Source organism: Pseudomonas sp. B35(2017), assembly GCF_002113645.1.
Taxonomy (GTDB): Bacteria; Pseudomonadota; Gammaproteobacteria; order Pseudomonadales; family Pseudomonadaceae; genus Aquipseudomonas; species Aquipseudomonas ekonensis.
Genome location: NZ_NEIZ01000004.1, coordinates 94,810 through 120,849, shown reverse-complemented (window position 1 = coordinate 120,849; position 26,040 = coordinate 94,810). Strand labels below are relative to the sequence as shown.

The following is a 26,040-nucleotide window of genomic DNA, read 5'->3' as shown; positions in this document are numbered from 1 at the left end:
GAGCGCGGCTGGTGCTTTGGGTGCAAATCGTCGAGGATATGCGGCAGATCGTCCAAACCCGTCGCCGAGGATGCCGTCATGGATCGCCTCTCCACCTTGCTCACCCACTTCGGCGTCAATGCCGGCACGTTCCACAGCGGTGCGTTCTGCGGCGTCAGCGCCTATGGCGGCGAACAGGCGTGCGGCCATGTGCACCTGCTGCAGGCCGGCGAGGTGCTGCTCAAGCCCGGCAACGACCCTGAGCTGACGCTCAACGAACCAACCCTGATTTTCTTCCCCCGGCCCTTGGCCCACCGACTGTTCGCCGACGAATCGATGGGCACGCAACTGGTGTGCGCCTCGCTGACGTTCGACGGCGGTTCAGGCAACGCGCTGGCGTCGGCCTTGCCTGACTACTTGGTGCTGAAGCTCACCGACATCCCGGAGCTGGGCAGCACGCTGGCGTGGCTGTTCAAGGAAGCCTTCGACGGGCATTGCGGGCGCGAAGCGGTGATGGACCGGTTGTTCGAGCTGCTGGTGATCCTGCTGCTGCGCCACCTCATCAGCCGGCGCGACCAGCAGCCGGGCATGATGGCCGGGCTGGCCGATCCGAGGCTGTCGCGGGCGTTGGGGCTGATGCACGACGAGCCCGCCCGGGCCTGGAGCGTGGCCGAGCTGGCGGCGGCCGCCAACCAGTCCCGCGCCGGGTTCGCCGAGCACTTTCGCCGGGTGGTCGGGCAGACGCCGCTGGACTATCTCTTGAGCTGGCGGATCAGCCTGGCGCAGAAGCGTCTGCGCGAGGGCCGGCCGATTGCGCTGATCGCCGAAGAGGTCGGCTACGAGAGCCCGTCGGCGCTGGCCCGGGCGTTCCGGCGCAAGACCGGGCTAAGCCCGAGGCAATGGAAGGCCGACGCCCGCTGAGGGCTAGCGGGCGAACTTCTTCGCCCCGGCCACGCACAGGATCACCCCCAGCGTCACGGCCAGCATGCCCAGGCTGACCTGTTCATGCACCAGCGTCGCGGCCAGCGCCAGGCCGAAGAACGGCTGCAGCAGCTGCAGTTGCCCGACGGCGGCGATCCCGCCCTGGGCCAGCCCGCGATACCAGAACACAAAACCGATCAACATGCTGAACAGCGACACGTAGGCCAGGCACGTCCAGGCCGTGACGCTGATGCCGGAGAACGAGGCAGGCATCCGCCACAGGCTCAAGCCCGCCATCGCCGGCAGCGCCAGCACCAGCGCCCAACAGATCACTTGCCAACCGCCGAGGGTGCGCGACAGTTTCGCGCCTTCGGCGTAACCCAACCCGCAGGCCAGGATGGCCGCCAGCATCAGCAGGTCGCCGGTGGGCGAGGCGCTCAATCCCTGTGCCAGCGCGAAACCGACCACCAGCGCACTGCCCAGCAACGAGAAGATCCAGAACACCGGGCGCGGCCGCTCGCCGCCGCGCAGCACGCCGAACACCGCCGTGGCCAGCGGCAGCAAGCCGACAAACACGATCGAATGGGCCGACGTCACGTATTGCAGGGCGAGCGCCGTGAGCAGCGGAAACCCGAGCACCACGCCCAGCGCCACGATCACCAGCGGCCACCACTGGTCGCGCGCCGGGCGCCGCTCGCGGAACAGCCACAGCAGGCACAGCCCGAGCAGGCCGGCGAGCGTGGCGCGGGCCACGGTGAGGAACACCGGGTCGAATTCCAGCACCGCCAGCCGGGTGGCCGGCAATGAGCCGCTGAAGATCACCACGCCAATGAATCCGTTGATCCAGCCGCTGGTCTTCTCCAGGGCGGGGTGGGGCAGGTTCGACGTTCGTTCCATACAGGGTCGCACTCAAGGTTGGGGGTTGCCTGGGGCGAATCCTATGGCTGAGAATCAAGACAATCAAAGAATTGTCATGGATACGCCCGCATGCCCCGTTCCCGCTACAAGTCCCTGGTCGACCTCTACGCGGCCGACATCCGCGCGGGGCGTCTGGCGCCCGGCACCCGCCTGCCCACCCACCGACAACTGGCCGCCCGCGAAGGGCTGGCGCTGGTCACCGCCTCGCGGGTGTACGCCGAACTCGAGGCCATGGGGCTGGTGAGCGGCGAGACCGGGCGCGGCACGTTCGTGCGCGAAACCTCGCTGTCGCCGGGGCAAGGCATCGACCAGAAAGACGTCGCCGTCGGCATGATCGATCTCAATTTCAACTATCCGTCGCTGCCCGGTCAGGACGACCTGTTGCGCACCGCGTTGCGGCAACTGGCATTGTCCGGCGACCTGGAGGCGCTGCTGCGCTATCAGCCCCACGCCGGACGCCAGCACGAACGGGCCTCGGTCGCCCGTCACCTGCGCAGCCGCGGATTGGCGGTCGAGGCCGGCCAGGTGCTGATCGTCAACGGCGCGCAGCAGGGGCTGGCGGTGACGTTGATGGCATTGCTCAAGCCCGGCGATGTCATCGCCGCCGATGCCTTGACCTATTCCGGCTTCAAGGTGCTGGCTGAGGCGCTGCACCTGGAGGTGGTGGCGATCCCGGTCACCGCCCAGGGGCCGGACCTGGCGGCGCTGGATGCCCTCTGCCGCAGCCGTCCGGTGCGCGCCGTGTACTGCATGCCGACTTTGCACAATCCGTTGGGTTGGGTGCTGCCTCAGGGGCCGCGCGAGCAATTGGCGGCGATTGCCCGCTGGCATGACCTGACCCTCATCGAAGACGCGGCCTACGCCTTTCTGGCCGACAGCCCGCCGCCCCCGCTGGCGGTGCTGGCGCCGGAGCGCACGGTGTACGTCTCAGGCCTGTCCAAGAACATCGCCACCGGCCTGCGCGTCGGCTACATCGTCGCACCGCCGGCGACGGTGCCGGCGCTGGAGCGCATCATCCGCGCCACCACCTGGAACACCCCCGGTGTGATGACCGCCATCGCCTGCGGCTGGCTGGATGACGGCACGGTCGAGCGGCTGGAGGAGGAAAAGCGCCAAGACGCCCGGGCCCGTCAGGCGCTGGCGGTGAAGGTGCTCGAAGGGCTGCCGGTGGTGGGCCATCCTTCGTCGTATTTTCTCTGGCTGCCGCTGCCGGAAGACGCCCGGGCCGATCAGGTGGTGGCTGAGCTGATGCGCGGGCAGGTGTCGGTCACCACGGCGGAACCGTTCACCGTGTCGGCCCATGTGCCGCACGCGATCCGGCTGGCCCTGGGGTCGGTGGGCATGGACGTTTTGCGCCAGGCCTTGATCAAGGTCAGGCGGGTGGTGGGCGCTTATCTGTAATGTCCTCGGCGGCTTGAAGCTTGCGGCTTACGCAATCTGCTACCTTGCGCCGCCCGTCTGGCCTGTCTGGAACCCCGATGAAAAACGCTGCCCTGCTGACCCTCGCCCTGATCCTCAACACAGCCCTTTTGAGCCTTCCGGCCCGCGCCGCCGGCGACGCTGAGGCTGGCGGCAAGCTCTTCCCGCGCCTGTGCGGCGGTTGTCATCAGGTGGGCGAATCCGCCCGTCCCGGGTTCGGCCCGCAGCTCAACGGCATCATCGGCCGGGCGGCGGGGACGTCGGCCAACTATGTGTATTCCGAGGCCATGAAAGGCTCGGGCATCACCTGGGACCGCGAGACGCTGACGGCGTACCTCAAGGACCCGAAAGGCGTGGTGCCGGGCACGCGGATGATCTTCTGGGGGCTCAGCGACGAAGAGAAGATCGACAACCTGCTGGCGTATCTCCAGACCTTTCAGGCCGAATGACTCATGCGTCCGGGCCGTTGCGGATCCATCCCGTTTGCGCCTGCCCGGCGAACCATTGCTTTACCGCGGCGCAGTCGGGATGCGCGGCCGCTGAAGGCTGCAGGCACAAGGTGTAGGTGCCGCCTGTCTTGAGCGGTTGGCCGAACGGCACCGTCAGCACGCCCCGTTCGATGGACTCGGCCGCCAGGGTCATGTCCGTCACCGCGACCCCCAGGCCCCGCGCCGCCGCATCCAGCGCCAATTCATCCAGGTTGAACGGTATGTGCCGGTAGTCCTCCAGCGGCCTGCCGCCGTTCATCGCCAGCCATTCGATCCACGCTTGCCGGTCCGCCGAGCGGTGCAGCAGGGCAAAGTCCGGCAGTGCTTCGACCGACCGTGGGGCGTGCGGCAGATCCGGTGCGCAAACGGGCACCAGCGCCTCCTCGAACAACGTCAGGCAATCGGCGTCGCTGGACGCCGTCGGCAGGTAAAGGATGTAGGCGTCACTGTCGCTGGCCGGTTCGACGACTTCGGTGGCGACGGTCTCGATCGCCAGCGACACCAGGGGATGGCGCAGGTAGAAGTCGCTGAGCCGGGGCAGCAGCCAGCGCACCGCCAGCGACACGTGCATGCGGATCCTGAACGGGCGTCGCTGCGGGGCCAGGCGCTCTGCAAGGCTGCTGAGTTGGTCGAGGATGCTGTGGGCGCTGGCCAGCACCTGCTCGCCTTCGGGGGTCAGGAGCAGGCTGCGGCTGGTGCGCAGGAACAGGGCGACGTTGAAATGGCTTTCCAGTTGCTGGATCTGCCGGCTGACGGCGCTTTGGGTCAGGCACAGCCGCTGCGCGGCGCGGGTGAAGCTGCCGCAGGCGGCGACTTCCACCAAGGCCTGCATGGCTTGCAGCGACGGGACATGGCGGATTTTATCCATGCGTTTTCGGTATGCCTCGATGATTTTATAGCGTTGGTTCGGCCAGCGAAGACCTTATAGATTCTAGTCGTCAGGCTGAGCTTGCTTCGGATGGCATGCGATTCACGCATGGCTGGCCGCAAGAGGCAAGGCGCGCAACGACCGTCGAACGAGGTGAGGCATGGAAAACGTATGTGGCTGGATTGCGCAAGCGGGGGATACGCCGCAGCGCAGCCGCCTGGAGGGGGCGCAAAAGGCCGACTGGCTGGTGATCGGCGCCGGCATCACCGGCCTCAGCGCGGCGCTGACGCTCGCCGAACTGCACCCTCAGGCGCGCATCGCGGTGGTGGACCGCCAGCGGGCGGCCCAAGGAGCTTCGGCGCGCAATTCGGGTTTCGTCGTGGCCCATGAACACCCGGCCGGCGACGAACTGATCGGTGCGCAGGGCTTCGCCGGGTTCGAGACCGACACGATGATTGCCCGGGCAGCCAACGAAGAAGTCCGTCAGCGCATTGCCCGGCATGCCATCGAATGCGACTGGCGCGACAGCGGCTATTTTTTTGCGGTCAGCGACCCGGCCAAGCTCAGCCAGGTGGACGCCAAGCTGGCCACGCTGCGGGCGCTGGGTGCCCGTGCGGAGCTGCTGCAAGGGCAAGCGCTGCAACAACGGCTCGGCACGCCGCACTACCGGGCGGCGATCTGGTGCGGCAACGGCAACGCCTTGCTGCAGCCGGCCAAGTATGTGAAGGGTTTGCTCGATGCGGTGCCGGACAACGTCACGGCGTTCGAGAGCAGCGACATCACGGGCCTTGAGCGACTCGGCCACGGCCGTCTGCGCGCCAACGGGCCCGGGGGCAGCGTGGAAGCCGCTCGTGTGCTGGTGTGCCTCAACGCCTTCGTGCCCCGGGTGGGCATCGACGACAGCGCCACGTTCCCGATGGAACTGAGCGCCAGTCTCACCCGGCCGCTCACCGACCAGGAGTATCGGGCCATCGGTGCGGTCGAGCCCTGGGGCGTGCTTTCGACCCGCCCCCTGGGCGCCACGGTGCGGCTGACGCCGGACCGGCGGGTGATGATCCGCAACACCGCCGAATACCGCACGCGGGATCTGTCGGACCGCGAGCTCGCCGAGCGCCGGCGTCACCATGTCCGTGGGCTGCAGCGGCGTTTCCCGTTTCTCGGCGAGCAGGACATCCGTTACACCTGGACCGGTCACCTGAGTGCGACCCGCAGCGGGCAGGCGTATTTCGAGCGGGTGCAGGAGGGCGTGTTCGCCGTGGCCGGTTGCAACGGCTCGGGGGTGGCGCGGGGCACCCTGTGGGGACGGTTGCTGGCGGAGTTGGCGTCGGGCGTCGATTCGCCGCTGCTGCGCACGGTGATGCAGCGGGCGCAACCCGGCTGGCTGCCGCCGCGTCCGTTCTTCGACATCGGCGCAAGGCTGCGCATGCGCATGGAGGCGGTCAGGGCCCGGACAGAAGTCTGAAGTTGCGCACCTCAAACAAAAACAACCGCTCCACGACACAGGTGATCCACCATGCGCGTCCATGCACTTTCCCTGGCGATCCTGCTGGCGGCCGGCTCGTCCGCCGCCCTCGCCGATGAAACCGTCAACATCTCCAACTGGAACGGCTACATCGCCGACGACACGTTGCCCGACTTCACCCGGCTCACCGGCATCAAGGCGACCTACGACATCCACGACAGCAACGAGGTGCTGGAGTCCAAGCTGATGACCGGCAACACCGGGTACGACGTGGTCAGCCCGTCGAACCATTTCCTGTCGCGCCTGATCAAGGCCGGCGCGATCCAGAAACTCGACAAGTCGCAGCTGCCGAACTGGAAGAACCTCGACCCGGTGCTGATGAAAAAGCTTGAGGTCAACGACCCCGGCAACCAGTACGGCTATCCGTACATGTGGGGCACGGCGGGCATCGGCTACAACGTCGAGAAGATCAAGGCGATCTTCGGCAGCACCGACGTGACCCGTTCATGGAAGCTGTTCTTCGACGAGGACAACATCCGGAAGCTGAGCCAATGCGGCGTGGCGATCATCGACAACCCGACCCAGGTCTTGCCGGTCACCCTCAACTACCTGGGCCTGCCGCCCCACAGCCACGAACCGGCGGACTACAAGCAGGCCGAGCGGCTGTTGCTGAAGATCCGCCCGTATGTGCAGTACTTCCATGCCTCCAAGTACATCAGCGACCTGGCCAACGGCAACGTCTGCGCGGTGATCGGCTTCAACGGCGATGTGGTCCAGGCCGCCGCCAGCGCCCGGGATGCGAAAAACGGCATCGACATCGCGTACTCGATTCCCGAAGAGGGCTCGACCCTGTGGTTCGACATGGTGGTCATGCCCAAGAACGCCCCGCACGCCCGCAACGGCTACACGTACATGAACTACCTGCTGGAGCCCAAAGTGATCGCCAACATCAGCAACAGCATCCACTACGCCAACCCCAACGCCGCCGCAGACGCTCTGGTGACGTCGGCGGTGAGGCAAGACCTGGCGATCTACCCGCCCAGGGAGGTGATGGACAAGCTGTTCACCGTGGAAGAGTTGCCGGCGGCGATCGCCCGGTTGACGACGCGGCTGTGGACCCGGCTGAAAACCAACACCTGAGTGCCCGGGCCTTCATCCTTGCCGGTTCATCTCGCTGAAGGACGCCTGGCACACCACCCGGTTCCGGCCTTCGGCCTTGGCCTGATACAGCTGGCGGTCGGCCCGGGTGACCAGCGCGGCGGGGGCGTTGTCGGCCGGATCCGCCAGGCCGACGCCGATGCTCACGGTGATCTGGCCGACCACCGGAAAGTGCGCCTCGGCGACGGCGGCGCGGATCTTCTCGGCGACGATGTCCGGGGTGTCCGGCTGGGCGATCTCCGGCAGCAGCACGGCGAATTCCTCGCCGCCGTAGCGGGCCACGAAGTCGGTGGCGCGGGTGTTGGCCTGGATGAGCTGCGCCAGTTGCCGCAGCACGTCGTCGCCCACCGCGTGGCCGTGGGTGTCGTTGGTGCGCTTGAAGTGATCGGCGTCGATCAGCAGCAAGGCGAACGGGCGGCCGGTGCGGCGGAACAGCAAGCTGTATTCGGTGAGTTTCTCGTCGAAGCGGCGACGGTTGTGGACGCCGGTCAAGGCATCGTGGGTCGCCAGCGTCAGCAGTTCGGCGTTGGCCTGGACGAGGGCGGCGGTGCGCAGGGCGACCGTGGCTTCCAGCGAGGCGTTGGCCTGTTGCAGTTCGCGTTCCTTGCCGAGCAGGGAGCGGGTCATGGCGTCGATGGACTGGCCGAGCTGGGCGATCTCCTGCACCGGGTGCTGCAGTGCGAAGCGCACGCCGGATTCGTGGTTCTGCACCTGCCGGGCCGAGCGCGCCAGGTGTTCGATCGGACGGCTCAGGTACAGCGCCAGGTAGTGGCCGACCAGCGCGAACCCGACGGCGGCGAGGCCGCCCAGCAACAGCAGTTTGTAGAACAGCGAACGCGCCGGCTGCAGGGCGGTGTCCAGCGGCTGGCGCACGGCGATCGACCAGGACAGCGCCGTGCTGGCGGGGGTCGGCACCGTGACCTGGGCGGTCAGGTAACCGTTGGCGGCGATCCAGCCGGGCGAGGCGGGGTCGGTGGGCGCCAATTGCTGGCCGACCAGCGCTTCGGGGTACAGCACTTTGCCGTCGTGGTCGATGATCAGCGCTTCGATGTCCGGTGCGGCGTCCTTGTGCGAGACCGCCGAATCGACGATCCGCGTCACCCAGCTCCAGTGGGCGTGGGCGCCGAGCACGCCGATCACCCGGCCTTCGGCATTGTGGATCGGCGCGGCGAAGTCGATGAAGCGCAGCGGCTCGCCGTTCGGCAGGCCCGGCAGCAGTTTGGCCAGCAGCACGGCCTCGTGCGGGTCGCCGGTGTACTCACCGCGCAGGCCGGCCTGGAACCACGGCCGCTGCTGCACCGACTGGCCCACCAGCAGCCCGTTGACGGCCTGGTGCACCCGGCCTTCGGCGTCGGCCACGCCCATCCACGCGTATTCGGCGCGGGCTTCGCTGCGCAGTTTCATCGAGGTCAGGATGGCCGGATTGCCCAGGTCGCCGCGCTCCAGGTGCGGCGCCCGGCTGAGCAAGTAGACCTCCAGTTGCCGTTCGCGCAACTGCTGGCCCAGCAGCGCCGCCGCCGAGTGCGCGTTGCTCAGCAAGGCGTTGCCGCTGGCCTGCTTCATTTGTTCGGTGGCGATGTGGCCGATGTAGAAACCGACGCTCAGCAGCGTCAGGAGAGAAAGACCGGCAAACCAGAGAGTCAGGTGGCTTCGCAGACTGGCTTTGAGCATGGGCGGTGTCTGTTCTTATTGGAGTGGCGCCATGGTAGGCGCATTCGCGCTCGGGCTGCCAGTGAGTGCGGGACGAGAAAACCGCCAAGTTTGATATCAATGAGCTATCGCGTCCGGTAAAGTGTGCGCCGCCCGAGAGATGGATCCCGGGCGTTCACCTTATGGAGTCACGCAGTGAAGTACCTCAGCAAAGTCGTCGCCGCCGCACTGTTCGGTGCGGTTCTGGCAGGTTGCACCGGCACCCCGATGAACACCCAGCATTACGACAGCAGCCAATACACCGTGATTGGCCACAGCGAAGCCAGCGCCACCGGCATGCTGCTGTTCGGCTGCATCCCGATCCGTCAGAACAGCCGTTTCGTCCGCGCCCAGAGCGCCGCGATCCAGGCCCGCGGCGGCGATGCCATGATCAACACCCAGGTCCAGGAAAACTGGTTCTGGGCCTGGGTCCTCACCGGCTACACCACCAAGGTGTCCGGCGACGTGATCAAGCTGAAAACCGCGCAGTAAGCGACGGCGAAGGCGAAAAAAAACCGGCTGATCAGGCCGGTTTTTTTATGGGTGATGCAGTTGTAGGGATTAGGCGACGCGGCGCTCCAGCAGGCGGTCGGAACCACCTTCGGCGATGCGGCGCTCCAGCAGACGATCCGAGCCACCTTCGGCGACGCGGCGTTCCAGCAGACGCTCCGAACCACCTTCGGCGACGCGGCGTTCCAGCAGACGGTCCGAACCACCTTCAGCCACTCGACGCTCCATCAGACGATCCGAGCCACCTTCGGCGACGCGGCGCTCCAGCAGACGCTCCGAACCACCTTCGGCGACGCGGCGCTCCAGCAGACGGTCCGAACCACCTTCGGCGACGCGGCGTTCCAGCAGACGCTCCGAACCACCTTCAGCCACTCGACGCTCCATCAGACGGTCCGAACCGCCTTCGGCCAAACGGCTTTCGATCAGTTTGTCCGAGCCGCCTTCGGCGATCATCGTGTGGGCGGAAGGGGCTGCAAAAGCGTTCAGCGCAAGTACCGAGAAAGCGATGCCGAGGATGGTTTGGCGTTTCATGATCGTGTGCTCCAGGGTGTTGTCGGTGGGTATGGAGCCGATGTTACGCCCGGGATTTTTTAAGAGAACTTCATTGCGCTGATGGTGACTATCGATGCCGCCGATGAGGGCCGCAATCAAGGTCAGCCATCCGGATCAAGGCCTCACGGGGCGAACGCACAACTCGCCCGTGGCGCGGATCAGGGCCAGTTCATGCAGGGCGTCCTGAGCCAGCCCCTTACGCGCCCCGGCCAGCCACGCCGTGCAGTCCGGATCCTGGCGATAGGGTGCGAAGGCGGCCCATTGCTGCAGCAGCCGGGTCTGCAGTTCATCGAGGCGGGGCCTGATCTGCTTGCCCAGATCCGGGCGCGGCGTGTCCGGCGCGGCGCCGGCCGCCTGCCACTGTGACAGGAGGCCGTACTGCACCAGTTTGTTGGCTTCCATCTGGGCGGCGATCAATTGCGCGACGTCTTCCGGGTCGAGCTTTTGCTCGGCGGCCAGGGTCCGGGCGTTGGCGATCACCTGGGCTTCCCGGGCACTGTCCTGGATCGGCTTGCCGCTGTCCCATTTGGTCAGCGCCACCAGGTCGCCGATGTTCAGGCGTTCGTTGAGCGTCGTCAGCAAGGGTTTCAAGGACTCGGGAGATGGAGCAGCCTGGGCGGTGAGGGTGATCGTCGCAAGCAATGCGCACGTCATCAAACGCAGGGAGTGGGGCACGTCGGCAACCTCTATGAAGGGGCGTGTTGTTTACCACAACGGCGCGGCGGAACCCACCGATGGGTCACACCGGAGCATTTGCGGCAGAGGCCCGAAATGTTCATTGCGCCTTTGCGGCAACTCGCTGAAGCTATCGGTCATCAGCCCCGACCGCCGAGACGGATCTCTACCCCATGCAAAACCCTGCCGCCCAACGCCCCCTCTGGCAAACCTACTTTCTGTTCCTGGCGCCGATGGTGCTGTCGAACTTCCTGCAATCGATGTCCGGCACGGTCAACAGTATCTACATCGGCCAGATGCTCGGCACCCAGGCGTTGGCGGCGGTGTCGGGAATGTTCCCGATCATCTTTTTCTTCATTGCGCTGGTCATCGGCCTGGGTGCCGGGGCGGGCGTGCTGATCGGCCAGGCCTGGGGCGCGCGGGAGGCGCACATGGTCAAGGCGATCTCCGGCGCAACGTTGCTGTTGGGGGTGCTGATCGGTCTGGCGGCAGCGGTGCTGGGCAGCGTGTTTGCGCGGCCGGCGTTGCAGGGCCTGGGCACGCCGGCGGATGTGCTGGACGACGCGGTGGCCTATGCCCACGTGATGATGTGGATCTTGCCGTCGATGCTGGTGTTCGTGCTGTTCACCCAGTTGCTGCGCGGGGTGAGCGACACGCTGTCGCCGCTGCTGGCGCTGATGGTCTCGACCGGCGTCGGCCTGGCGCTGACGCCGGCCTTGATCCGCGGCTGGCTGGGGTTGCCGCAGATGGGCATCCAGAGCGCGGCGTACGCAGGGCTGGCGGGCAACCTGGCGGCGATGGGCTGGCTGGCGTGGCGGCTGATCCGCAAGGGGCACCCGCTGGCGCCGGACCGGGAGTTCTTCGCGGCGCTGCGCCTGGACGGGGCGATCCTGGGCAAGGTGTTGCGCATCGGCCTGCCGACCGGGGTGCAGATGATCGTGCTGTCGCTGTCGGAGCTGGTGATCCTGGCGCTGGTGAACCAGCACGGCTCCCAGGCGACGGCGGCCTATGGCGCGGTCACGCAGATCGTCAACTACGTGCAGTTCCCGGCGCTGTCGATCGCCATCACCGCGTCGATCCTCGGCGCCCAGGCCATCGGCGCCGGCCGGCTCGAACGGCTGGGACCGATCCTGCGCACGGGGCTCTGGATCAACGTGGGCCTGACCGGCGGCCTGATCGTGCTGGGCTACCTGGCGTCGCATTGGCTGTTGGGGCTGTTCCTGACCGAGGACGCGACCCGGGCGATGGCCGAGCACCTGCTGCACATCATGCTGTGGAGCCTGCTGGTGTTCGGCTTCCAGGCGATCATCGGCGGGATCATGCGCGCCAGCGGCACGGTGCTGGTGCCGGTGGGGGTGGCGATCTTGTGTGTGGTCGGCGTGCAATTGCCGGCCGCCTACTGGCTGGACGGGCACTACGGCCTCCAGGGCGTGTGGATGGCTTTTCCGCTGGCTTACCTGGGGATGCTGGTGCTGCAGACGCTGTATTACAGAATGGTCTGGCAGCATCAGAAGATCGAACGGCTGGTGTAATCCCCTGAGGCGAGGGAGCAAGCTTCCTCGCCTCAGGGATGGCCGCTTGCCGGTCAGGCGTTGCCGGCCCATAGCGCAGGACGGCGACCCTGCCACGGCAGGGCCTGTTCCAGTTGCGCCGCCAGGCGCAGCAGCACGTCATCGGCGCCGAAGCGGGCGGCCAGTTGCAGGCCGATCGGCAGGCCGTTGCGGGAGATGCCCAACGGCAACGAAACCGCCGGGGTTCCCGCCACGTTGAACACCGGCGTGAACGGCGAATGCTCGAACACCCGTGCCGTCCATTGCCGGCCGTCCAGCCGCTCGGCGCCGTGGTTGTAGGCGCCGAGGGCTTGCGGCAATTGCGGCAGGGTCGGGGTCAGCAGCACATCGATCGTCCCGAACCACGCGGCGACCTGCCGGGCAATGCTGTTGCGCAACTCCAGCGCCGCCGCAAAGTCCGTGCCCCGGGATTGCTGGCCGAAGGCGTAGCAGGCGAGGGTGGCCGGCTCCAGGGTGCTGCGGTCGATGGGGCGGCGGGCGGCACCGGCGAGGTGGTCGATCCAGCGCACCAGGCTCGCGCACCAGATGTGCGCGTTGGCGTTGACGAAGGCGTCCCACGAGACGCCGAGCGGCGCTTGCACGGTTTCGACCCGGTGGCCGAGCGCTTCGAGTTCGCGGGCGGTGCCGGACAGCGCCTCCTTGATCTCTGGGTCGACGGCGGCGCCGTTCCACGGCGTGTCGAGCACGCCGATGCGCAAACGGCCCGGATCGCGGCCGACCTGGGCCAGAAAGCCCTCGGCCGGCGCGGCGGTGTGGTACGGATCCCCCGGCGCCCAGCCCTGCACCACGTCCATCAACGCTGCGCTGTCACGCACCGAACGCGACAGGCCCAACTGCACGCCGAGGCCGGCGAACACTTCGTCCATCACCGGCCCGTGGGAACTGCGGCCCCGGGTCGGTTTGAGCCCCACCAGGCCGTTGAACGCCGCCGGCACCCGGATCGAGCCCGCCGCATCGGTGGCGTGGGCGATGGGCACGATGCCGGCGGCGACGGCCGCCCCGGCGCCGCCGCTGGATCCGCCGGCGGAGCGTTGCGCATCCCACGGGTTGCGCGTCGGGCCTTGCAGGGTGGAATCGGTTTCGGTGCTGAACGCCATTTCCGGCGTGGTGGTGCGGCCCAGCGTGAGCAGGCCGGCGGCGTTGAAGCGTTGCATCAGGTGGGAGTCGTTCGGTGCCACGAGCCCTTGGGCGAGGCGGCTGCCCAATTCATTGCGGCGGCCGGCGGCGGTGATGGCCAGATCCTTGATCAGGAACGGCACGCCGGCCAACGGGCCGCTGCCGGGCGTCACGGTGGGCGCCCAGTGTTCGATCACCGCATTGAGCGACGGGTTGACCCGTTGCACGGCTTCGCTGGCCAATGCGGCCAACGTCTGGGGGGTGACGTCACCGGCGGCGACCAACCGCGCCAGGCCGATGCCGTCGTGGGCGGCGTATTCTTCGAGCTTCATCAGGGGCACTCCAGTAAGGGGAGGCTTGATCCTAAGTCGCGCCAGCGGCGGTGATTAGCCCATAATCCCGGCATGCAATGTGCCGCAAACGGCACAGTCCGCCGTCGGGAAGGTGTACGGATGAAACGCGATTTGAATGACACGCTGGTGTTCGTGCAGGTGGTGCGCCTGGGCAGCTTCACGGCGGCGGCCCATGCCTTGCAGATTCCCAAGACCACGGTCAGCCGGCGGGTGCGGGAACTGGAGCAGGCCATCGGCGCACAGCTGCTGCGCCGCACCACGCGCCAGCTGAGCCTGACCGAGGCCGGCGCCGTGTACTACGAGCGATGCCAGTCCGTCGCCGACACCCTGGAGCAGGCCGAACACGCCGTGCAGCAATTGCGCGAAGGGCCCCGCGGCTGGCTGCGGGTGACGGTGCCGTTCTCGTTCGGCGTCAGTTGGTTCGCGCCGATGCTGGCCGGGTTTCGCCAGCGCTATCCGCAGGTGCGCCTGGAGATCCTGGCGTCCCATGTGCCGCTGGATCTGGTGGGCGAGAAGATCGACCTGGCGCTGCGCCTCGGCGCGCTGCCGGATTCGAGCCTGATCGCCCGGCGGCTGGCGAGCTTTCCCACGGGCCTGTTCGCCGCGCCGGCCTACCTTGAGCGCGAGGGGCATCCCGCAGGTCCCGAAGAACTGATGCGGCACCGGACGCTGACCTTGCACCAGGCCCGGCGCGATGTCGGTTATGTCTGGCCGTTGCGCCGGGCCGGCGGGCGGCTCAAGGATTACCGCGTCGACCCGCAGATCCTGGCCAACGACCCTGCGCTGCTGCGCGACGCCTTGCTGGCCGGCGAGGGGCTGACGCTGGCGATGGAGCAGAGCCTGGACGAGGATGTACGGGCCGGGCGGCTGGTGCGGGTGCTGCCCGAGTGGATCGGCCCGCCCCAAGACCTGAACGCGGTGACCGCCCGCGAGCATGTGCCGTCGCCGAAGGTCACCGCGCTGATCGCTTACTTGAAGGCGCACATGGCCGGCGAGGTGGCATGAGCGGCGGATGTTTGCTTAAGTCAATCGAGGTGCCCGAGAGCGGAGAGTCCCATGTCGATCCGATGGCTGTTGGCGGCAATGTCGTGTCTGGGCGCAGTGTCCGCCGCGTCGGCGGCCGAGTACGAGCGGGTCAATACGGCAGCCAGCCAGATCAGTTTCACCTACAGCCAGATGGGCTCGCGGATGTACGGTACGTTCGGCCGGTTCGACGCCACCCTGGCGTTCGACACCGACCGCCTCGCCGACGCCCGCACCACGCTGCGCATCGACCTCACCAGCATTGACGCCGGCAGCGAGGACGCCAACACCGAACTGGTGAAGCCGGCCTGGTTCGACACCGTGAAATACCCGGTGGCGGTGTTTGAGTCGACCCGCTTCGATCCGGCCGGCGCCGACCGCTACCGGGTCACCGGCCGGCTCACCCTCAAAGGCATTTCCCGCGAGGTGCAGGTGCCGGTGCACCTGAAGCCGGGCGACGGCATCGGCATCTTCGACGGTGCGCTGACGCTCAAGCGCGAAGACTTCGGCCTCGGTGCGGGGGAGTGGGCGGACACCGTGGTGTCGAAGGACATCGACATCAAGTTCAAGGTGGTGGCGCCGCAGCAGTGACGGGCCTCAGTAGGCCCGCCAATGCCCCGGCACCCAGCGCCATTGGTTGCCGCCCCAGCGGTAATGGCCCTGTACCCAGTGATAGCCCGGCGCAGGCATGACCGGCACCACTTCCACCGGCGGGGGGGGCCGGTGCGGCCGGGCCGGGGCGACGACGCAGCCGGACAGGGTGATCGCCGCCAGCGCGGCGGCGATCAGGGTTTTGACGGATCGCGACATGACGGTGTTCCTGAAGAGGGGCGTTTGCGGTCGGTTCACGGTCAGCGCACCCAATGGCCTTCGACCCAGTACCAGTTAGATCCGCGCGCCTGCCAGTGCCCCGGTTTCCAGCGGGCACCATGGCGCGCCACCGGCTGCCAGTGACCGGGCACCCAGGCGTAGCCGCGTCCTTCCCAGCGCCAGTGGCCTTGGTCCCAGGCGTAGCCGGGGCGAGCGCCGGGCATCGGTTCCACGCGCATCGGCGGCGGCGCTTCCCGGATGATGACTTCGGGTTGGGCGAACGCCGGCGTGCCGGCCAACGCCGCGAACGTCAACGGCACCAGCAGCAGGGCTTTGCGCCAACGGGACAACGAACGGACAACGTTCATGACAACTCCTCAAGGCCTGCCTCGGAAAGTGAGCGCAGTTGAAGAATTGGACGCCGAATCGGCGAAAGATCCGCTGCCGGGCAGATGAAATTTTTGTCAGCCATGCACCGCCAGATCCGACGGACACCGCAATCCCCCGCACAAGGTATGATGTCGCCGCTTGCCGGGCATCAGTCGCCCGGCGACTGTGCCTTACGCCGGAGTCCGCCCGCCATGCCCCGCATCACCCACTTCAAGTCACCGTGCCCCGAAGGCATCAACAGCCAGATTCTGCAGATGGTCGTCGATTACCTGACCGACATCAGCGCCATCGGCCTGGGCCCCAGCAACCTGCTGTACAACGTCTACCAGTACGCGGTCGGCTACGAGGTGCACCTGTACCTGGAGGCGTTGAACGGGGAGAAGGGCACGGAGGTGGAACTGTTGGTCGCCACCGACGAGGACGATCCGGAGCAGGTCGCCGGGTTCTTGCTGTACCTGCCGGTACAGGGCGATTGGGAGGCGTGCAACGTCGCCTACCTGGCCGTGCGTGAAGGGCATCGGCGCCAGGGCCTTGCGCGGGCGATGGTCGGCGAGATGCTGGCCCGTTACCCCCATGCCGAACTGACGTGCACCGTGGGCAAGGTGCCGTACTTCGAAGCCATGGGCTTTCAGGTGATCGGCCAACGGGCGACGCAGGTGCTGATGAGCACCCGCCATCACCGCAGCAGCGGACTGAGCGGCTACATCGACACGACGCCGATCTACCGCTCGCTGGAAGTGCAGCAGATCCACACCTACCTTTTGCAGAAGCACGGCAAGCGGGCGATGCTCGATGCGGAAAAGCAGCGCGACCGGCATCTGGACCAGGTGACGCGGCGCACGGAAGCGTTTGTCCGCCAGCGCCTGACCCTGCACTGATTCCCCGCGCGGCGGCACCGGTTTACGCAGACAAAAAAAGAGCCTCAAGACTCTTTGATGGGGAGGAAGTAGAGCCCGTGAGGCTCAAGATGCGCATGAAGCGAAGCGCGGGCTTGATAGGGGTTCAATGCACCCGCGCCTACGCAGCGGTCTGGCGGACCAGCGGCTGCGTAACTCCATCGTAGGAAGGTGCGCGGGCGGCCTCAAGTACCGTCAGTCACCTGCTTTGCGGCTCTTTCGACCAAGGCGAAAACCACGGCGAACAGCTCGTCGCGGGCCTGGGCGGCAGTGATCTCTTCGCTCGCCGCCGCCTGGGACAGCGCCTCGGCGGCGCCCAGCATCGCGCGCAGGCTCGCTTGGGTGATGGCTGCACCCTGAGTGAAGGGCAGCAATGCATTTCGGCACTTTTCCAGGAAGATCGCTTCGTACTCCCGTTTGATCTTCTCCAGCTCCGGTGTGCTGGCCAATGCGGCGATCACCCCGGGAATCTCTTTGCCTTGGGTCAGCACGCAGTCGACGTATTGCGTGGCGATCACCTGCGCAGTGTCGGTCAGGCGCGGCGCGCAGGTGGCCAGCGCGGCGTCCATCAGAGCGGTCTGGCGCCGGTCGAAATCCTGGTACAGCGCGGCCAGCAGGCCGGCCCGGGTGGTGAAGTGGTCGTAGACCACCGGTTTGGTCACGCCGGCCTTCTCCGCCAGATACCCGAGGGTCAGGGCGTCGGTGCCTTGTTCGCGAATCAGCTGCCAGGCCTGTTCGAGCAGTTGGCGATGGCGATCCGCCCGCGACAGGCGTCGCCGGGGCTGGGCGGGTTTGGGGATTTCGGTGGTTGACATGGGTTATATACCAAACGTAGTTTACTTTCGGTAGATTACCGATAGTAGCTTGCCTGGAGTATAGAGCCCCCGGCGCGCGTCCACCACCTGGAGATTCCCATGCACGCATTGATTGTTGTGGATCATCACGATGACCGTTCATTGACCCATGCGCTGGCGCAGCGGATCGCGCAAGGCGTGACGGCGGCCGATCCGGCCCACACGGTCGAAATCGCCGACCTGCATGCCGAAGGTTTCGATCCGCGTTTCACCCGGACGGACTGGGCCGTGCACCACCGCGAATCGTCGCCGCCAGCGGATGTCCTGGCCGAGCAGGCGCGCATCGACCGCGCCGATGCGTTGGTGCTGGTCTTTCCGGTGTTCTGGTGGGCGATGCCCGGGCTGCTCAAAGGTTGGATCGACCGGGTGTTCAGCAACGGCTGGGCCTTCGATTTCGACGGCGGAACGGGGCTTTCGAAGAAGCTGGGCCGCTTGCACGTGCACTTGGTCGGCCTCGGCGGGGCGGACGCTGGCACTTACGAACGGCACGGCTACGGTGCGGCGATGAAGGCGCAGATCGAGCACGGCATCTTCGACTACTGCGGGGCGACGGTGGGTCGTTCGACGCTGTTGCTGGAATCGGAGCTGCAGGATCCGGCGCTGCATCTGCAAACCGCCCACGCGCTGGGGCTCGGCCTGTTCAAGTGAAGGCCGGCCCCGCACGAAACATCAGGCGCCGGGCCAACCGGCCTTGTCGAGCGCGGCGAGCAAGGTGTCGGCGTCCAGCGCCGGCACCGTGTGCCCGTTGCCTTCGGTGGTCTCGGCCGCCAGCAAGGCGTTGATGATGGCTTCTTCGACCGCTTCGGTGGCCGCCAGGAACAGCGCGCTGATGTGGTCGTTGGTGACCATGCGCAGCCCGTCGCAGGTCGGTGCGCCCTTGCGTTCGTAGGCGGCGGGCGGGATGTGGTCGTTGCCGGTGGCGAAGGCGATGAACAGGTCGCCGCTCTGGTCTTCGTTGCCGCCCCCGGTGCGGGCCAGGCCAAGGCTGGCCCGTTGCGCCAGGCGTGTGCATTGGTGCGGCAGCAACGGCGCGTCGGTGGCCAGGCAGACGACGATCGATCCCATGCCCGGATGCGGCAGGGCCGCGTCCGTGAACGGTGAGGCCTTCGGTTCCAGAAAACGGCCCACCGGGTAGCCGTCCACCCGCAGTTCCCGGCGCACGCCATGGTTGGCCTGGACGATGGCCCCCACCGTCCAGCCACCTTGGGTCGTGTCCAGGCGGCGCGACGCGGTGCCGATGCCGCCCTTGAACTCGTGGCAGACCATGCCGCTGCCGCCGCCGACGGCGCCTTCCGCCACCGGGCCGCCCGTCGCCGCGTTGGCGGCGTCGAATACATGTTCGGGTTTCACGTGGAAGCCGTTGATGTCGTTGAGCAAGCCGTCGAAGGTCTCCAGCACCACCGGCATGTTCCAGTACAGGCGGCCGTCGTCCGGTTGCTGCGCCCGGTCCTGCGCGATCAACGCATCGCGCACCACGCCCAGGCTGTGGGTGTTGGTGAAGGCCACCGGGCTGGTCAACAGGCCCGCTTCGCGAATCCACTCCAGCCCCGTGGCGTCGCCGTTGCCGTTGAGCACATGCACCCCGGCGAAGCACGGTTGACGGTTGGTCGAACCGGCGCGGGGCTCGATCAGGGTGACGCCGGTGCAGATGTCGCGGCCGGCGGCGCTGCGGCCGCGCACGCTGCTGTGGCCGACCCGCACGCCGGGCACGTCGGTGATGGCGTTGAGCGGGCCGGGCTGCAACCGGCCGATGCGGATGTTCAGGTCTCTGGCGCGGAGTTTCATCGGTTCAGTCTCTCGGTAAAGGTGAAGGGTTGTGCACAACGGTCTTGCCTGGGCCCTGCGGCGATTTGGATGACGCCATCGCCAGCAGGCTGGCTCCCACAGGGGATCGTGGGTGTGCATGGAATCTGCGGTCAGCTCTCAAACCTGCAGTTGATGCTTGCTACTGACCATTCTTGACCTTGCTCCACACCCGCGTGCGCACCCGTTCGGTGGCTTTGGGCAGCGGTTCGAGGGTGAACAGCGTCGCCATCGCCGAGGCGGGCGGGTAGACCGCGAGGTTTTCACGGGTGGCCGCGTTGAGCAGCGCGGTGGCCGCGCGGTTGCCGTTGGGGTAGGACAGGTGGTCGGTGACCGGCGCGATGACCTCCGGGCGCAGCAGGTAATCGATGAACGCCAGGCCTTGGGCCGGGTGCGGTGCGTCCTTGAGCAGCACCAGCGTGTCGAACCACACCGGCGCGCCTTCCTTGGGCAGACTGTAGGCGATTTTCACGCCGTTGCCGGCCTGTTCGGCGTTGGTCTTGGCTTCGAGCATCGCCCCCGACCAGCCGACCGCCACGCAGATGTTGCCGTTGGACAGGTCGCTGATGAACTTCGACGAATTGAAGTAGGCGATGTGCGGGCGCAGCTTGAGCAGCAGCGCTTCGGCCTTGCGGTAGTCCTCGGCGTCGGTGCTGTTGGGCGGCAGGCCGAGGTAATGCAGGGCCACCGGCAGCATCTCCGAGGGGGAGTCGAGCATGGCCACGCCGCACTCGCCAAGCTTGGCCAGGTTCTCTTCCTTGAACACCAGGTCCCAGGAATCCACCGGCGCCTTGTCGCCGAGGGCGGCGCGCACCTTGTCGATGTTGTAGCCGATGCCGTTGGTGCCCCACAGGTAGGGCACGGCGTAGCGGTTGCCGGGGTCGTTGTCGGCCAGTTTGCCGAGCAGGCCGTCGTCCAGGTTCTTCCAGCCCGGCAACCGGTCGCGGGGCAGCGGGGCGAGGGCGCCGGCCTGGATCAGGGTCGGCAGGCTGTAGTTGCTGGCCACCACCACGTCGTAGCCGCTGCGGCTGGTCATCAGCTTGCCTTCCAGCACCTCGGCGCTGTCGAAGGTGTCGTACACCGGCTCGATGCCGCTGTCGCGCTTGAAGTCATGCAGGGTCGTCGGGCCGATGTAGTCGTACCAGTTGTAGACGTGCACGCTCGGCGCGTCAGTGGCCATGGCGGCCGAAGCCACCGCCACGCAGGCGCCAAGGCCCAGGTTGATATACCCACGGTGACGACGCATGATGCGGCACTCCTGGCCTGCGGCAGGCCGGTGATTGACGGGAGCGCTCAGGCTATCGGGCCGGCGGCGGCCCACCCATTCCCATCAAGGGTTACTCAAAAGGGGTAGTGCGTGGACGCATTGCTGAAGGAACTGCCCGTTCACCAGAGCCTGGCGCGGATGTTCGGCGCCGTGGGCCAGGACGGCTTCTGGCGCGCGCTGGTGGATACCCTGCGGTTGCTGGTGCCGCTGGACAATGCCCTGGTGGCGCTGATGGCGCCGGGCCGGGCGCCGCAGTTGCTGACCGATTTCGACAGCGCGGCCCACCCCGACGAGCAGGAAGACCTGGCCGGCTACAGCGCCGGCCTGTACCAGCTCGACCCGTTTCACCAGGCGGCGGTCGCCGGCATCGCCGACGGGCTGCACAGCCTGGCGTCGGTGGCGCCGGACCAGTTCATGCAGAGCGAGTACTACCAAAGCTACTTCCGCTCGGTGGTCGGGGCCGATGAGCTGCAGTTTCTGGTCAACGTCGAGGGTGGGGTGCTGAGCCTGTCGTTGGGCCGTTCGACGGTGTTCGGCACTGAAGAGCAGGGGCGCCTGCTGTGCGTGCGCGACTGGGTGCTGGCGGCGATGCGCCGGCATGCGCAGTTGCTGCCGCCGCAAGGGGCGGTCGCCGAAGCGCCGGCCGGGGATCTGGCGACGTTGCTCGACCGCTTCGACGCGCGCCTGACATCGCGGGAAATCGACACCGCGCGGCTGATCCTGCAAGGCTTCTCCAGCAAGGCCATCGCCCGGGAGCTGGGCATCTCGCCGGAGACCGTGAAGGTGCACCGGCGCAACCTCTACCACAAGCTCAACGTCACCGGGCACGGCGAGCTGTTCGCGCTGGTGCTGCGGCCTGTCTGACACACCGCTATCGCCAGCAGGCTGGCTCCCACAGGGATCCGGGTGTTCACGGGCTCGGTGTTCAACCGCAATCCCCTGTGGAACCAGCCTGTCAGGCCCATCATTCTTGGCTGACAGACCGCCATCGCGGGCAAGCCCGCTCCCACAGTGTCCGAGGTGTTCGCGGATTCTGCATACACCCGCGATACCTGTGGGAGCGGGCTTGCCCGCGATGGCGGTGCGTCAGTCTCCCACGATGCTGGTAATGCGCACGATGGACCGCAGCGTCAGTCCAGGCGCCGGAACACCAAGGCCTTCAGGCCGCTTTGCGGATCGATGTCGGGAAACTCCGGCGGGTTCTCCAGCCGCCGTTCGAAACGCAGCCCGGGCGCTTCCCGCGTCACGCCCTCGATCAGGAAGTCCGGGCCGAACGACGGATCGTTCATGCAGGCCAGCACCGTGCCTTGCGGGGTCAGCAGTTCCGGCAGGCGGCGCAGCACGCGCTGGTAGTCCTTGGTCAGCAGGAAGCTGCCTTTCTGAAACGACGGCGGGTCGATGATCACCAGGTCATACGGCCCGCCGTTGATCACCTTGCCCCAGGACTTGAACAGGTCGTGGCCGAGGAAACTCACCTTGCCCAGGTCATGGCCGTTCAGGCGGTGGTTGTCCCGGCCCCGGCTCAGGGCGGCGCGGGACATGTCCAGGTTGACCACATGGCTGGCGCCGCCCTCGATGGCCGCCACGGAAAAGCCGCAGGTATAGGCGAACAGGTTCAGCACCCGCTGGCCCGCCGCCTGCCCGCGCACCCAGTCGCGCCCGTAGCGCATGTCGAGGAACAGCCCGGCGTTCTGCTTGCGGCCCAGGTCCACCCGGTACTTCAGGCCGCCCTCGACGAGCGTCATCTCGTCGATTTCCTCGCCCAGCAGCCATTCGGCGGTGCTTTGCGGCAGGTAACGGTGCTGGATCAACAGGGTGTGGGCGCCGGACTGGCGCCACTGCGCCGATCCGGTGAGTTCCAGCAGCATCCCCTTGAGCGCTTCGAGCCGCTGCGCCTCCGGTTCCTTGAACAGCGACACCAGCACCACGCCCTGCAGCCAGTCCACGGTGACCTGCTCCAGATCCGGCCAGCAACGCCCGCGCCCATGGAACAGGCGGCGGGTCTCGGCGGGGGGCGAGGCCAGCGCGTCGAGCAGATGGGCGTGGAGGAGGGCAAGGGCTTGAGGGGTCATCAATCGGAATCGGCAAACGAAAAGGGCGGGCATTTTACCCACAAAAAACCGGCGTCGCGGACTCTGCCTGCGGGCAGCGGGAAAATCGTCTGTATCAAAAATGAATTTCCTCGCAGGCATCGGCTCATACCAGATAAGAAGCGGATCCGATCCGCGACACTGTTCATGCAATTCAGGGAGTGACCGTTCATGTGCCCAGTACCGACGGCGAATTCGCAACGGCCTGGCGAGTTGATTCTGGTGGTCGAGGACGATCCGCTGATTCTGGAGTTTCTCTGCGAAATCCTGCAGGAGGAGGGTTTCCGGGTCGAGCCGCAGACCAGCGCCGACGCGGCGTCGGAGTATCTGAAGGCCCACGCGCCGGAGGTGGCGCTGCTGCTCACCGACATCACCATGCCGGGCACGCTCAACGGGGCGGATCTGGCCAATCTGGTGGGTGACCGTTGGCCGGACAAGCCGGTGATGGTCATGTCCGGCTACGAGACGCCGCAGACCTCCGGGGTTCGGCATCCGGTGGCGTTCATCAAGAAGCCCTGGGCCATCGGCCAACTGCTCGACTGCGTGGCTGTCGCCTTTAAGTCCAAGGCCCCGCGCCTGCTGCACTGATCCTTTGCGCAAGTGTTACATTGCCGGGCACATTTGCCCGGCCCCTTGCCTGAGGATGCGACCCCTTGCCTGCCCTTGATGCTGTGCTCAACCGCGCGTTCGGCGCGTTCCTGTTCGACATGGACGGCACCGTCCTCAACTCTATCGCCGCCGCCGAGCGGATCTGGTCGGCGTGGGCGGTGCACCACGGGGTGGACGTCGATTCGTTTCTGCCGACCATCCATGGCGTGCGGGCCATCGACACCATCCGGCGGCTGAACCTGCCGGGGGTGGATGCGCAGGCGCAGGCGGCGTACATCACCGTGGCGGAAATCGAAGACGTCGAGGGCGTTGTCGAGATTCCCGGCGCGGCGGCGTTCCTCAAGGCCTTGCCGGCGGATCGCTGGGCCATGGTGACCTCGGCGCCGCGGGATCTGGCCCTGCGGCGGATGGCGGCGGCGGGGATCCCTGAGCCGGCGGTGATGATCACCGCCGAAGACGTGACCACCGGCAAGCCGGATCCGGCCGGCTACAGGCTGGCGGCCGAACGCCTGGGCGTCGAGCCGGGCGATTGCCTGGTCTTCGAGGACGCGACCGCCGGCATCCTCGCCGCCGAGGCCGCCGGCGCGCCGCTGATGGTCATCACCGCGACCCACCAGTACCCGCTTGAGACCCCGCACGCGACGATTGACCGTTATGACGGCTTGGAGATCCGCGCCGGCAGCGACGGGCGGTTGTCGCTCAGCGCAAAACGGCGGGATGGCTGACCGCAGGCAACCGAGGCAAGGCATGCAGGGTTCTGTGGGGTACAGGGATTTTGTAGGCGCCCGGGATCCTCGTGGGAGCCAGCCTGCTGGCGATGGCGGCGTGTCAGGCGCCGCGGATGTCGGCGCCCCGGGTCAATAGATGCCCGGCAGCAAGCGCCAGGTGCGGGCGCAATAGGCGTCGTACTCGCTGCCGAACTGCGCCCGCAGCAGGGCTTCCTCGGAGTGGATGCGCGCGATCAGCGGGATCAGCGTCACCGCCGCCAGCAGCAGGCCCACCGTTGAACGGAACGCCAGCGCCCAGCCGACCGCGTTCACCACCAGCCCCAGGTAGCTCGGGTTGCGCAGGCGCCGGTAGATGCCGTCGGTAACCAGCCGGTGCCCCGGCTGGATGGCCACCAACCCGCTGAAGCGGTGCCCCAGCACGAACACCGGCCACAGGCGCAGCGCGCCGCCGGCGATGAACAGCACAGCCCCCACCCAACGCACGCCTTCGCGGCCGAATGTCCAGAAGCCGATCCTGTCGCAATACGCCGGCAGCACGGCGCTGACCAGCCCGATCACGCCGAACGCCGGGATCACCCAGCGGTTGGCCCGGTCTTCCCGTTCGCCGGCACTCAGGTTCACCTCGCTGAACAGCGAGGCCACCACCATCGCCAGGGTCGCCAGCGCCACCACCACCAACGCCCCGTGGGAGAAGAACACCGCCACGCCGCCGATGCCCCACATCGCCAGGCCCAGGTACGCGAGCGTGGCCAGCACCGCGACGACGGTCATCTGTGCAGACATCTTCATGGAACCCTCAACCCTGGCTGCCGTTGCGTTGAGTGTAGTTGCCGGTTTCGTCGTGCGGGGCCCCGGCGGCGGGGTGGGCTACGCTTGAGGAAGGGACATCCGCCATCCTCACCGACCGCGGCCCGGCGCGGATGTCGCCGGGCCGCGGCGCACTCCGGAGGCCGTCATGCTGCACATCCGCACGCCGTTGATCCTTCATCCGACGCTCTCGACACCGCAGCGCCGCATTTGGCTGAAACTGGAGAACCTGCAACCGGGCGGCTCGTTCAAGCTGCGCGGCATGGGCCTTCTGTGCAGCCAGGCGGCGGCGCAGGGCAAGCTCAAGGTGGTGTGCCCGTCCGGCGGCAACGCGGGGCTGGCCACGGCGGTGGCGGCGGCCCGGTTGGGCCTGCAGGCCTGTATCGTGGTGCCGCACACCACCCCGGAGGCGACCCGCGCGCGCATTCGCCGGGCCGGGGCCGAGGTGATCGTGCACGGCAAGGTCTGGGACGAGGCCAACCAGCGGGCGCGGGAACTGGCGGGCGCGGCGGACACCGAATACGTGCCGGCCTTCGACCACCCGGTGCTGTGGCGCGGGCACAGCTCGATGGTCGACGAAATCCTCGAGGACTGCCCGCAGGTCGACACCGTCGTCACCTCGGTGGGCGGCGGCGGGCTGCTGGCGGGGATCCTCACCGGGCTGCTGCGCCACGGGCGCCGCGACTGCCGCATCGTCACCTGCGAGACCCAGGGCGCCGCCTCGTTCGCGGCGGCGGTCGAGGCCGGTCATCCGGTGCGCCTGAGCCGGATCGACACCGTGGCCACGTCCCTCGGCGCGGCCCAGGTAGCGGCCTGGCCGGTGGCGCACATCGGCGAATTTGCCCACCGATGCCTGGTGCTGTCCGACGACGACGCGATCCTGGGCGTGGTGCGCTACGCCAGCGACCTGCGCCAACTGGTCGAGCCGGCCTGCGGCGTTTCGCTGGCGGTGGCCTACCTCGACCACCCGGCGCTGGCCGGTGCCCACGACGTGGTGATCATCGTGTGCGGCGGGGTCAGCATCAGCGCGCAACTGGTGGCGGGGTGGGCGCGCACCACCGACCAGTAGTCGGTGCCGGCGCCG

Annotated in this window: 28 protein-coding genes; 15 read left to right on the top strand and 13 right to left on the bottom strand. The window is 67.4% G+C overall.

Annotation, left to right across the window (positions count from 1 at the left end; all coding sequences use genetic code 11):
- The first annotated feature begins 78 nt into the window (after positions 1-78).
- Positions 79-900, top strand: coding sequence for an AraC family transcriptional regulator (locus CAG41_RS09585; protein ID WP_085579883.1), 822 nt, complete (start codon positions 79-81; stop codon positions 898-900).
- A gap of 3 nt (positions 901-903) precedes the next feature.
- Here the strand turns inward: CAG41_RS09585 and CAG41_RS09580 are convergent, their stop codons facing one another.
- Entirely contained in the window at positions 904-1,797 is an 894-nt protein-coding gene (locus tag CAG41_RS09580) for a DMT family transporter (protein WP_085579885.1), read from the bottom strand.
- A 90-nt stretch (positions 1,798-1,887) separates the two neighbouring features.
- On the opposite strand from CAG41_RS09580, the gene CAG41_RS09575 reads away from it, so the two are divergent.
- Together CAG41_RS09575 and CAG41_RS09570 are read left to right on the top strand one after the other, a co-directional pair.
- Positions 1,888-3,219 (top strand): PLP-dependent aminotransferase family protein, encoded by a 1,332-nt coding sequence (locus tag CAG41_RS09575; protein ID WP_085706929.1) that lies wholly within the window; start codon positions 1,888-1,890, stop codon positions 3,217-3,219.
- Positions 3,220-3,296: 77 nt separating this feature from the next.
- Positions 3,297-3,686, top strand: a complete 390-nt coding sequence (locus tag CAG41_RS09570; protein ID WP_085579889.1) for a cytochrome c family protein — start codon at positions 3,297-3,299, stop codon at positions 3,684-3,686.
- A 1-nt stretch (position 3,687) separates the two neighbouring features.
- On the opposite strand, the gene CAG41_RS09565 is transcribed toward CAG41_RS09570, so the two are convergent.
- On the bottom strand, positions 3,688-4,593 hold the full coding sequence (locus tag CAG41_RS09565) for a LysR substrate-binding domain-containing protein (protein ID WP_085637623.1): 906 nt from the start codon (positions 4,591-4,593) through the stop codon (positions 3,688-3,690).
- Between the two features lie 160 nt (positions 4,594-4,753).
- Between CAG41_RS09565 and CAG41_RS09560 the strand changes: the two genes are divergently transcribed.
- Both CAG41_RS09560 and CAG41_RS09555 read left to right on the top strand, forming a co-directional pair.
- Complete coding sequence (locus CAG41_RS09560) at positions 4,754-6,055, top strand: FAD-binding oxidoreductase (protein ID WP_085706928.1); 1,302 nt, start codon at positions 4,754-4,756, stop codon at positions 6,053-6,055.
- Positions 6,056-6,106: 51 nt separating this feature from the next.
- Entirely contained in the window at positions 6,107-7,195 is a 1,089-nt protein-coding gene (locus CAG41_RS09555; RefSeq protein ID WP_085579895.1) for a polyamine ABC transporter substrate-binding protein, read from the top strand.
- Between the two features lie 12 nt (positions 7,196-7,207).
- On the opposite strand, the gene CAG41_RS09550 is transcribed toward CAG41_RS09555, so the two are convergent.
- Positions 7,208-8,884 carry a diguanylate cyclase gene (locus tag CAG41_RS09550; protein ID WP_085706927.1) on the bottom strand — a complete coding sequence of 559 codons (1,677 nt, stop codon included), beginning with the start codon at positions 8,882-8,884 and terminating at the stop codon, positions 7,208-7,210.
- Positions 8,885-9,058: 174 nt separating this feature from the next.
- Between CAG41_RS09550 and CAG41_RS09545 the strand changes: the two genes are divergently transcribed.
- Complete coding sequence (locus CAG41_RS09545) at positions 9,059-9,394, top strand: hypothetical protein (protein WP_085579899.1); 336 nt, start codon at positions 9,059-9,061, stop codon at positions 9,392-9,394.
- Between the two features lie 69 nt (positions 9,395-9,463).
- Here CAG41_RS09545 and CAG41_RS09540 read toward each other — a convergent pair whose 3' ends face one another.
- Together CAG41_RS09540 and CAG41_RS09535 are read right to left on the bottom strand one after the other, a co-directional pair.
- A complete protein-coding gene (locus tag CAG41_RS09540) occupies positions 9,464-9,943 on the bottom strand; it encodes a phage infection protein (protein ID WP_085706926.1) in 480 nt (159 codons plus the stop codon).
- 135 nt (positions 9,944-10,078) lie between these two features.
- The gene (locus tag CAG41_RS09535; protein ID WP_085706925.1) at positions 10,079-10,639 is read right to left on the bottom strand and encodes a chorismate mutase; all 561 of its coding nucleotides are present in this window, start codon (positions 10,637-10,639) and stop codon (positions 10,079-10,081) included.
- A gap of 173 nt (positions 10,640-10,812) precedes the next feature.
- Here CAG41_RS09535 and CAG41_RS09530 point away from each other — a divergent pair, with 173 nt between their 5' ends.
- Positions 10,813-12,171, top strand: coding sequence for an MATE family efflux transporter (locus tag CAG41_RS09530; RefSeq protein WP_085579905.1), 1,359 nt, complete (start codon positions 10,813-10,815; stop codon positions 12,169-12,171).
- A 53-nt stretch (positions 12,172-12,224) separates the two neighbouring features.
- On the opposite strand, the gene CAG41_RS09525 is transcribed toward CAG41_RS09530, so the two are convergent.
- The gene (locus CAG41_RS09525; protein ID WP_085694852.1) at positions 12,225-13,658 is read right to left on the bottom strand and encodes an amidase; all 1,434 of its coding nucleotides are present in this window, start codon (positions 13,656-13,658) and stop codon (positions 12,225-12,227) included.
- Positions 13,659-13,778: 120 nt separating this feature from the next.
- On the opposite strand from CAG41_RS09525, the gene CAG41_RS09520 reads away from it, so the two are divergent.
- Together CAG41_RS09520 and CAG41_RS09515 are read left to right on the top strand one after the other, a co-directional pair.
- Positions 13,779-14,684, top strand: coding sequence for a LysR family transcriptional regulator (locus CAG41_RS09520; protein ID WP_085630500.1), 906 nt, complete (start codon positions 13,779-13,781; stop codon positions 14,682-14,684).
- Positions 14,685-14,735: 51 nt separating this feature from the next.
- Positions 14,736-15,293: a YceI family protein gene (locus CAG41_RS09515; RefSeq protein WP_085706924.1), complete on the top strand. Its 558-nt coding sequence runs from the start codon at positions 14,736-14,738 to the stop codon at positions 15,291-15,293.
- 6 nt (positions 15,294-15,299) lie between these two features.
- Here the strand turns inward: CAG41_RS09515 and CAG41_RS09510 are convergent, their stop codons facing one another.
- Positions 15,300-15,512, bottom strand: coding sequence for a YXWGXW repeat-containing protein (locus CAG41_RS09510; RefSeq protein WP_085637608.1), 213 nt, complete (start codon positions 15,510-15,512; stop codon positions 15,300-15,302).
- Between the two features lie 41 nt (positions 15,513-15,553).
- Positions 15,554-15,880, bottom strand: coding sequence for a YXWGXW repeat-containing protein (locus CAG41_RS09505; protein ID WP_085706923.1), 327 nt, complete (start codon positions 15,878-15,880; stop codon positions 15,554-15,556).
- Positions 15,881-16,093: 213 nt separating this feature from the next.
- Between CAG41_RS09505 and CAG41_RS09500 the strand changes: the two genes are divergently transcribed.
- Positions 16,094-16,780 (top strand): GNAT family N-acetyltransferase, encoded by a 687-nt coding sequence (locus CAG41_RS09500; protein ID WP_085579917.1) that lies wholly within the window; start codon positions 16,094-16,096, stop codon positions 16,778-16,780.
- Between the two features lie 203 nt (positions 16,781-16,983).
- On the opposite strand, the gene CAG41_RS09495 is transcribed toward CAG41_RS09500, so the two are convergent.
- Positions 16,984-17,613 (bottom strand): TetR/AcrR family transcriptional regulator, encoded by a 630-nt coding sequence (locus CAG41_RS09495; protein ID WP_085637602.1) that lies wholly within the window; start codon positions 17,611-17,613, stop codon positions 16,984-16,986.
- A gap of 99 nt (positions 17,614-17,712) precedes the next feature.
- Here CAG41_RS09495 and CAG41_RS09490 point away from each other — a divergent pair, with 99 nt between their 5' ends.
- Positions 17,713-18,300: an NAD(P)H-dependent oxidoreductase gene (locus CAG41_RS09490; RefSeq protein ID WP_085706922.1), complete on the top strand. Its 588-nt coding sequence runs from the start codon at positions 17,713-17,715 to the stop codon at positions 18,298-18,300.
- A 21-nt stretch (positions 18,301-18,321) separates the two neighbouring features.
- On the opposite strand, the gene CAG41_RS09485 is transcribed toward CAG41_RS09490, so the two are convergent.
- Together CAG41_RS09485 and CAG41_RS09480 are read right to left on the bottom strand one after the other, a co-directional pair.
- The gene (locus CAG41_RS09485) at positions 18,322-19,437 is read right to left on the bottom strand and encodes a P1 family peptidase (protein WP_085706921.1); all 1,116 of its coding nucleotides are present in this window, start codon (positions 19,435-19,437) and stop codon (positions 18,322-18,324) included.
- A gap of 160 nt (positions 19,438-19,597) precedes the next feature.
- A complete protein-coding gene (locus CAG41_RS09480; RefSeq protein WP_085656356.1) occupies positions 19,598-20,701 on the bottom strand; it encodes an extracellular solute-binding protein in 1,104 nt (367 codons plus the stop codon).
- A gap of 111 nt (positions 20,702-20,812) precedes the next feature.
- Here CAG41_RS09480 and CAG41_RS09475 point away from each other — a divergent pair, with 111 nt between their 5' ends.
- Positions 20,813-21,586 (top strand): helix-turn-helix transcriptional regulator, encoded by a 774-nt coding sequence (locus CAG41_RS09475; RefSeq protein ID WP_085630494.1) that lies wholly within the window; start codon positions 20,813-20,815, stop codon positions 21,584-21,586.
- A gap of 266 nt (positions 21,587-21,852) precedes the next feature.
- Here the strand turns inward: CAG41_RS09475 and CAG41_RS09470 are convergent, their stop codons facing one another.
- The gene (locus CAG41_RS09470) at positions 21,853-22,794 is read right to left on the bottom strand and encodes a class I SAM-dependent methyltransferase (protein WP_085630492.1); all 942 of its coding nucleotides are present in this window, start codon (positions 22,792-22,794) and stop codon (positions 21,853-21,855) included.
- Between the two features lie 189 nt (positions 22,795-22,983).
- On the opposite strand from CAG41_RS09470, the gene CAG41_RS09465 reads away from it, so the two are divergent.
- Both CAG41_RS09465 and CAG41_RS09460 read left to right on the top strand, forming a co-directional pair.
- Entirely contained in the window at positions 22,984-23,400 is a 417-nt protein-coding gene (locus CAG41_RS09465) for a response regulator (RefSeq protein ID WP_085706920.1), read from the top strand.
- 65 nt (positions 23,401-23,465) lie between these two features.
- Positions 23,466-24,146 carry an HAD-IA family hydrolase gene (locus CAG41_RS09460; protein WP_085656353.1) on the top strand — a complete coding sequence of 227 codons (681 nt, stop codon included), beginning with the start codon at positions 23,466-23,468 and terminating at the stop codon, positions 24,144-24,146.
- A 132-nt stretch (positions 24,147-24,278) separates the two neighbouring features.
- Here CAG41_RS09460 and CAG41_RS09455 read toward each other — a convergent pair whose 3' ends face one another.
- Positions 24,279-24,938: an isoprenylcysteine carboxylmethyltransferase family protein gene (locus CAG41_RS09455; RefSeq protein ID WP_085630486.1), complete on the bottom strand. Its 660-nt coding sequence runs from the start codon at positions 24,936-24,938 to the stop codon at positions 24,279-24,281.
- A 166-nt stretch (positions 24,939-25,104) separates the two neighbouring features.
- Here CAG41_RS09455 and CAG41_RS09450 point away from each other — a divergent pair, with 166 nt between their 5' ends.
- Positions 25,105-26,025, top strand: coding sequence for a pyridoxal-phosphate dependent enzyme (locus tag CAG41_RS09450; protein ID WP_085630483.1), 921 nt, complete (start codon positions 25,105-25,107; stop codon positions 26,023-26,025).
- Positions 26,026-26,040 lie beyond the last annotated feature (15 nt).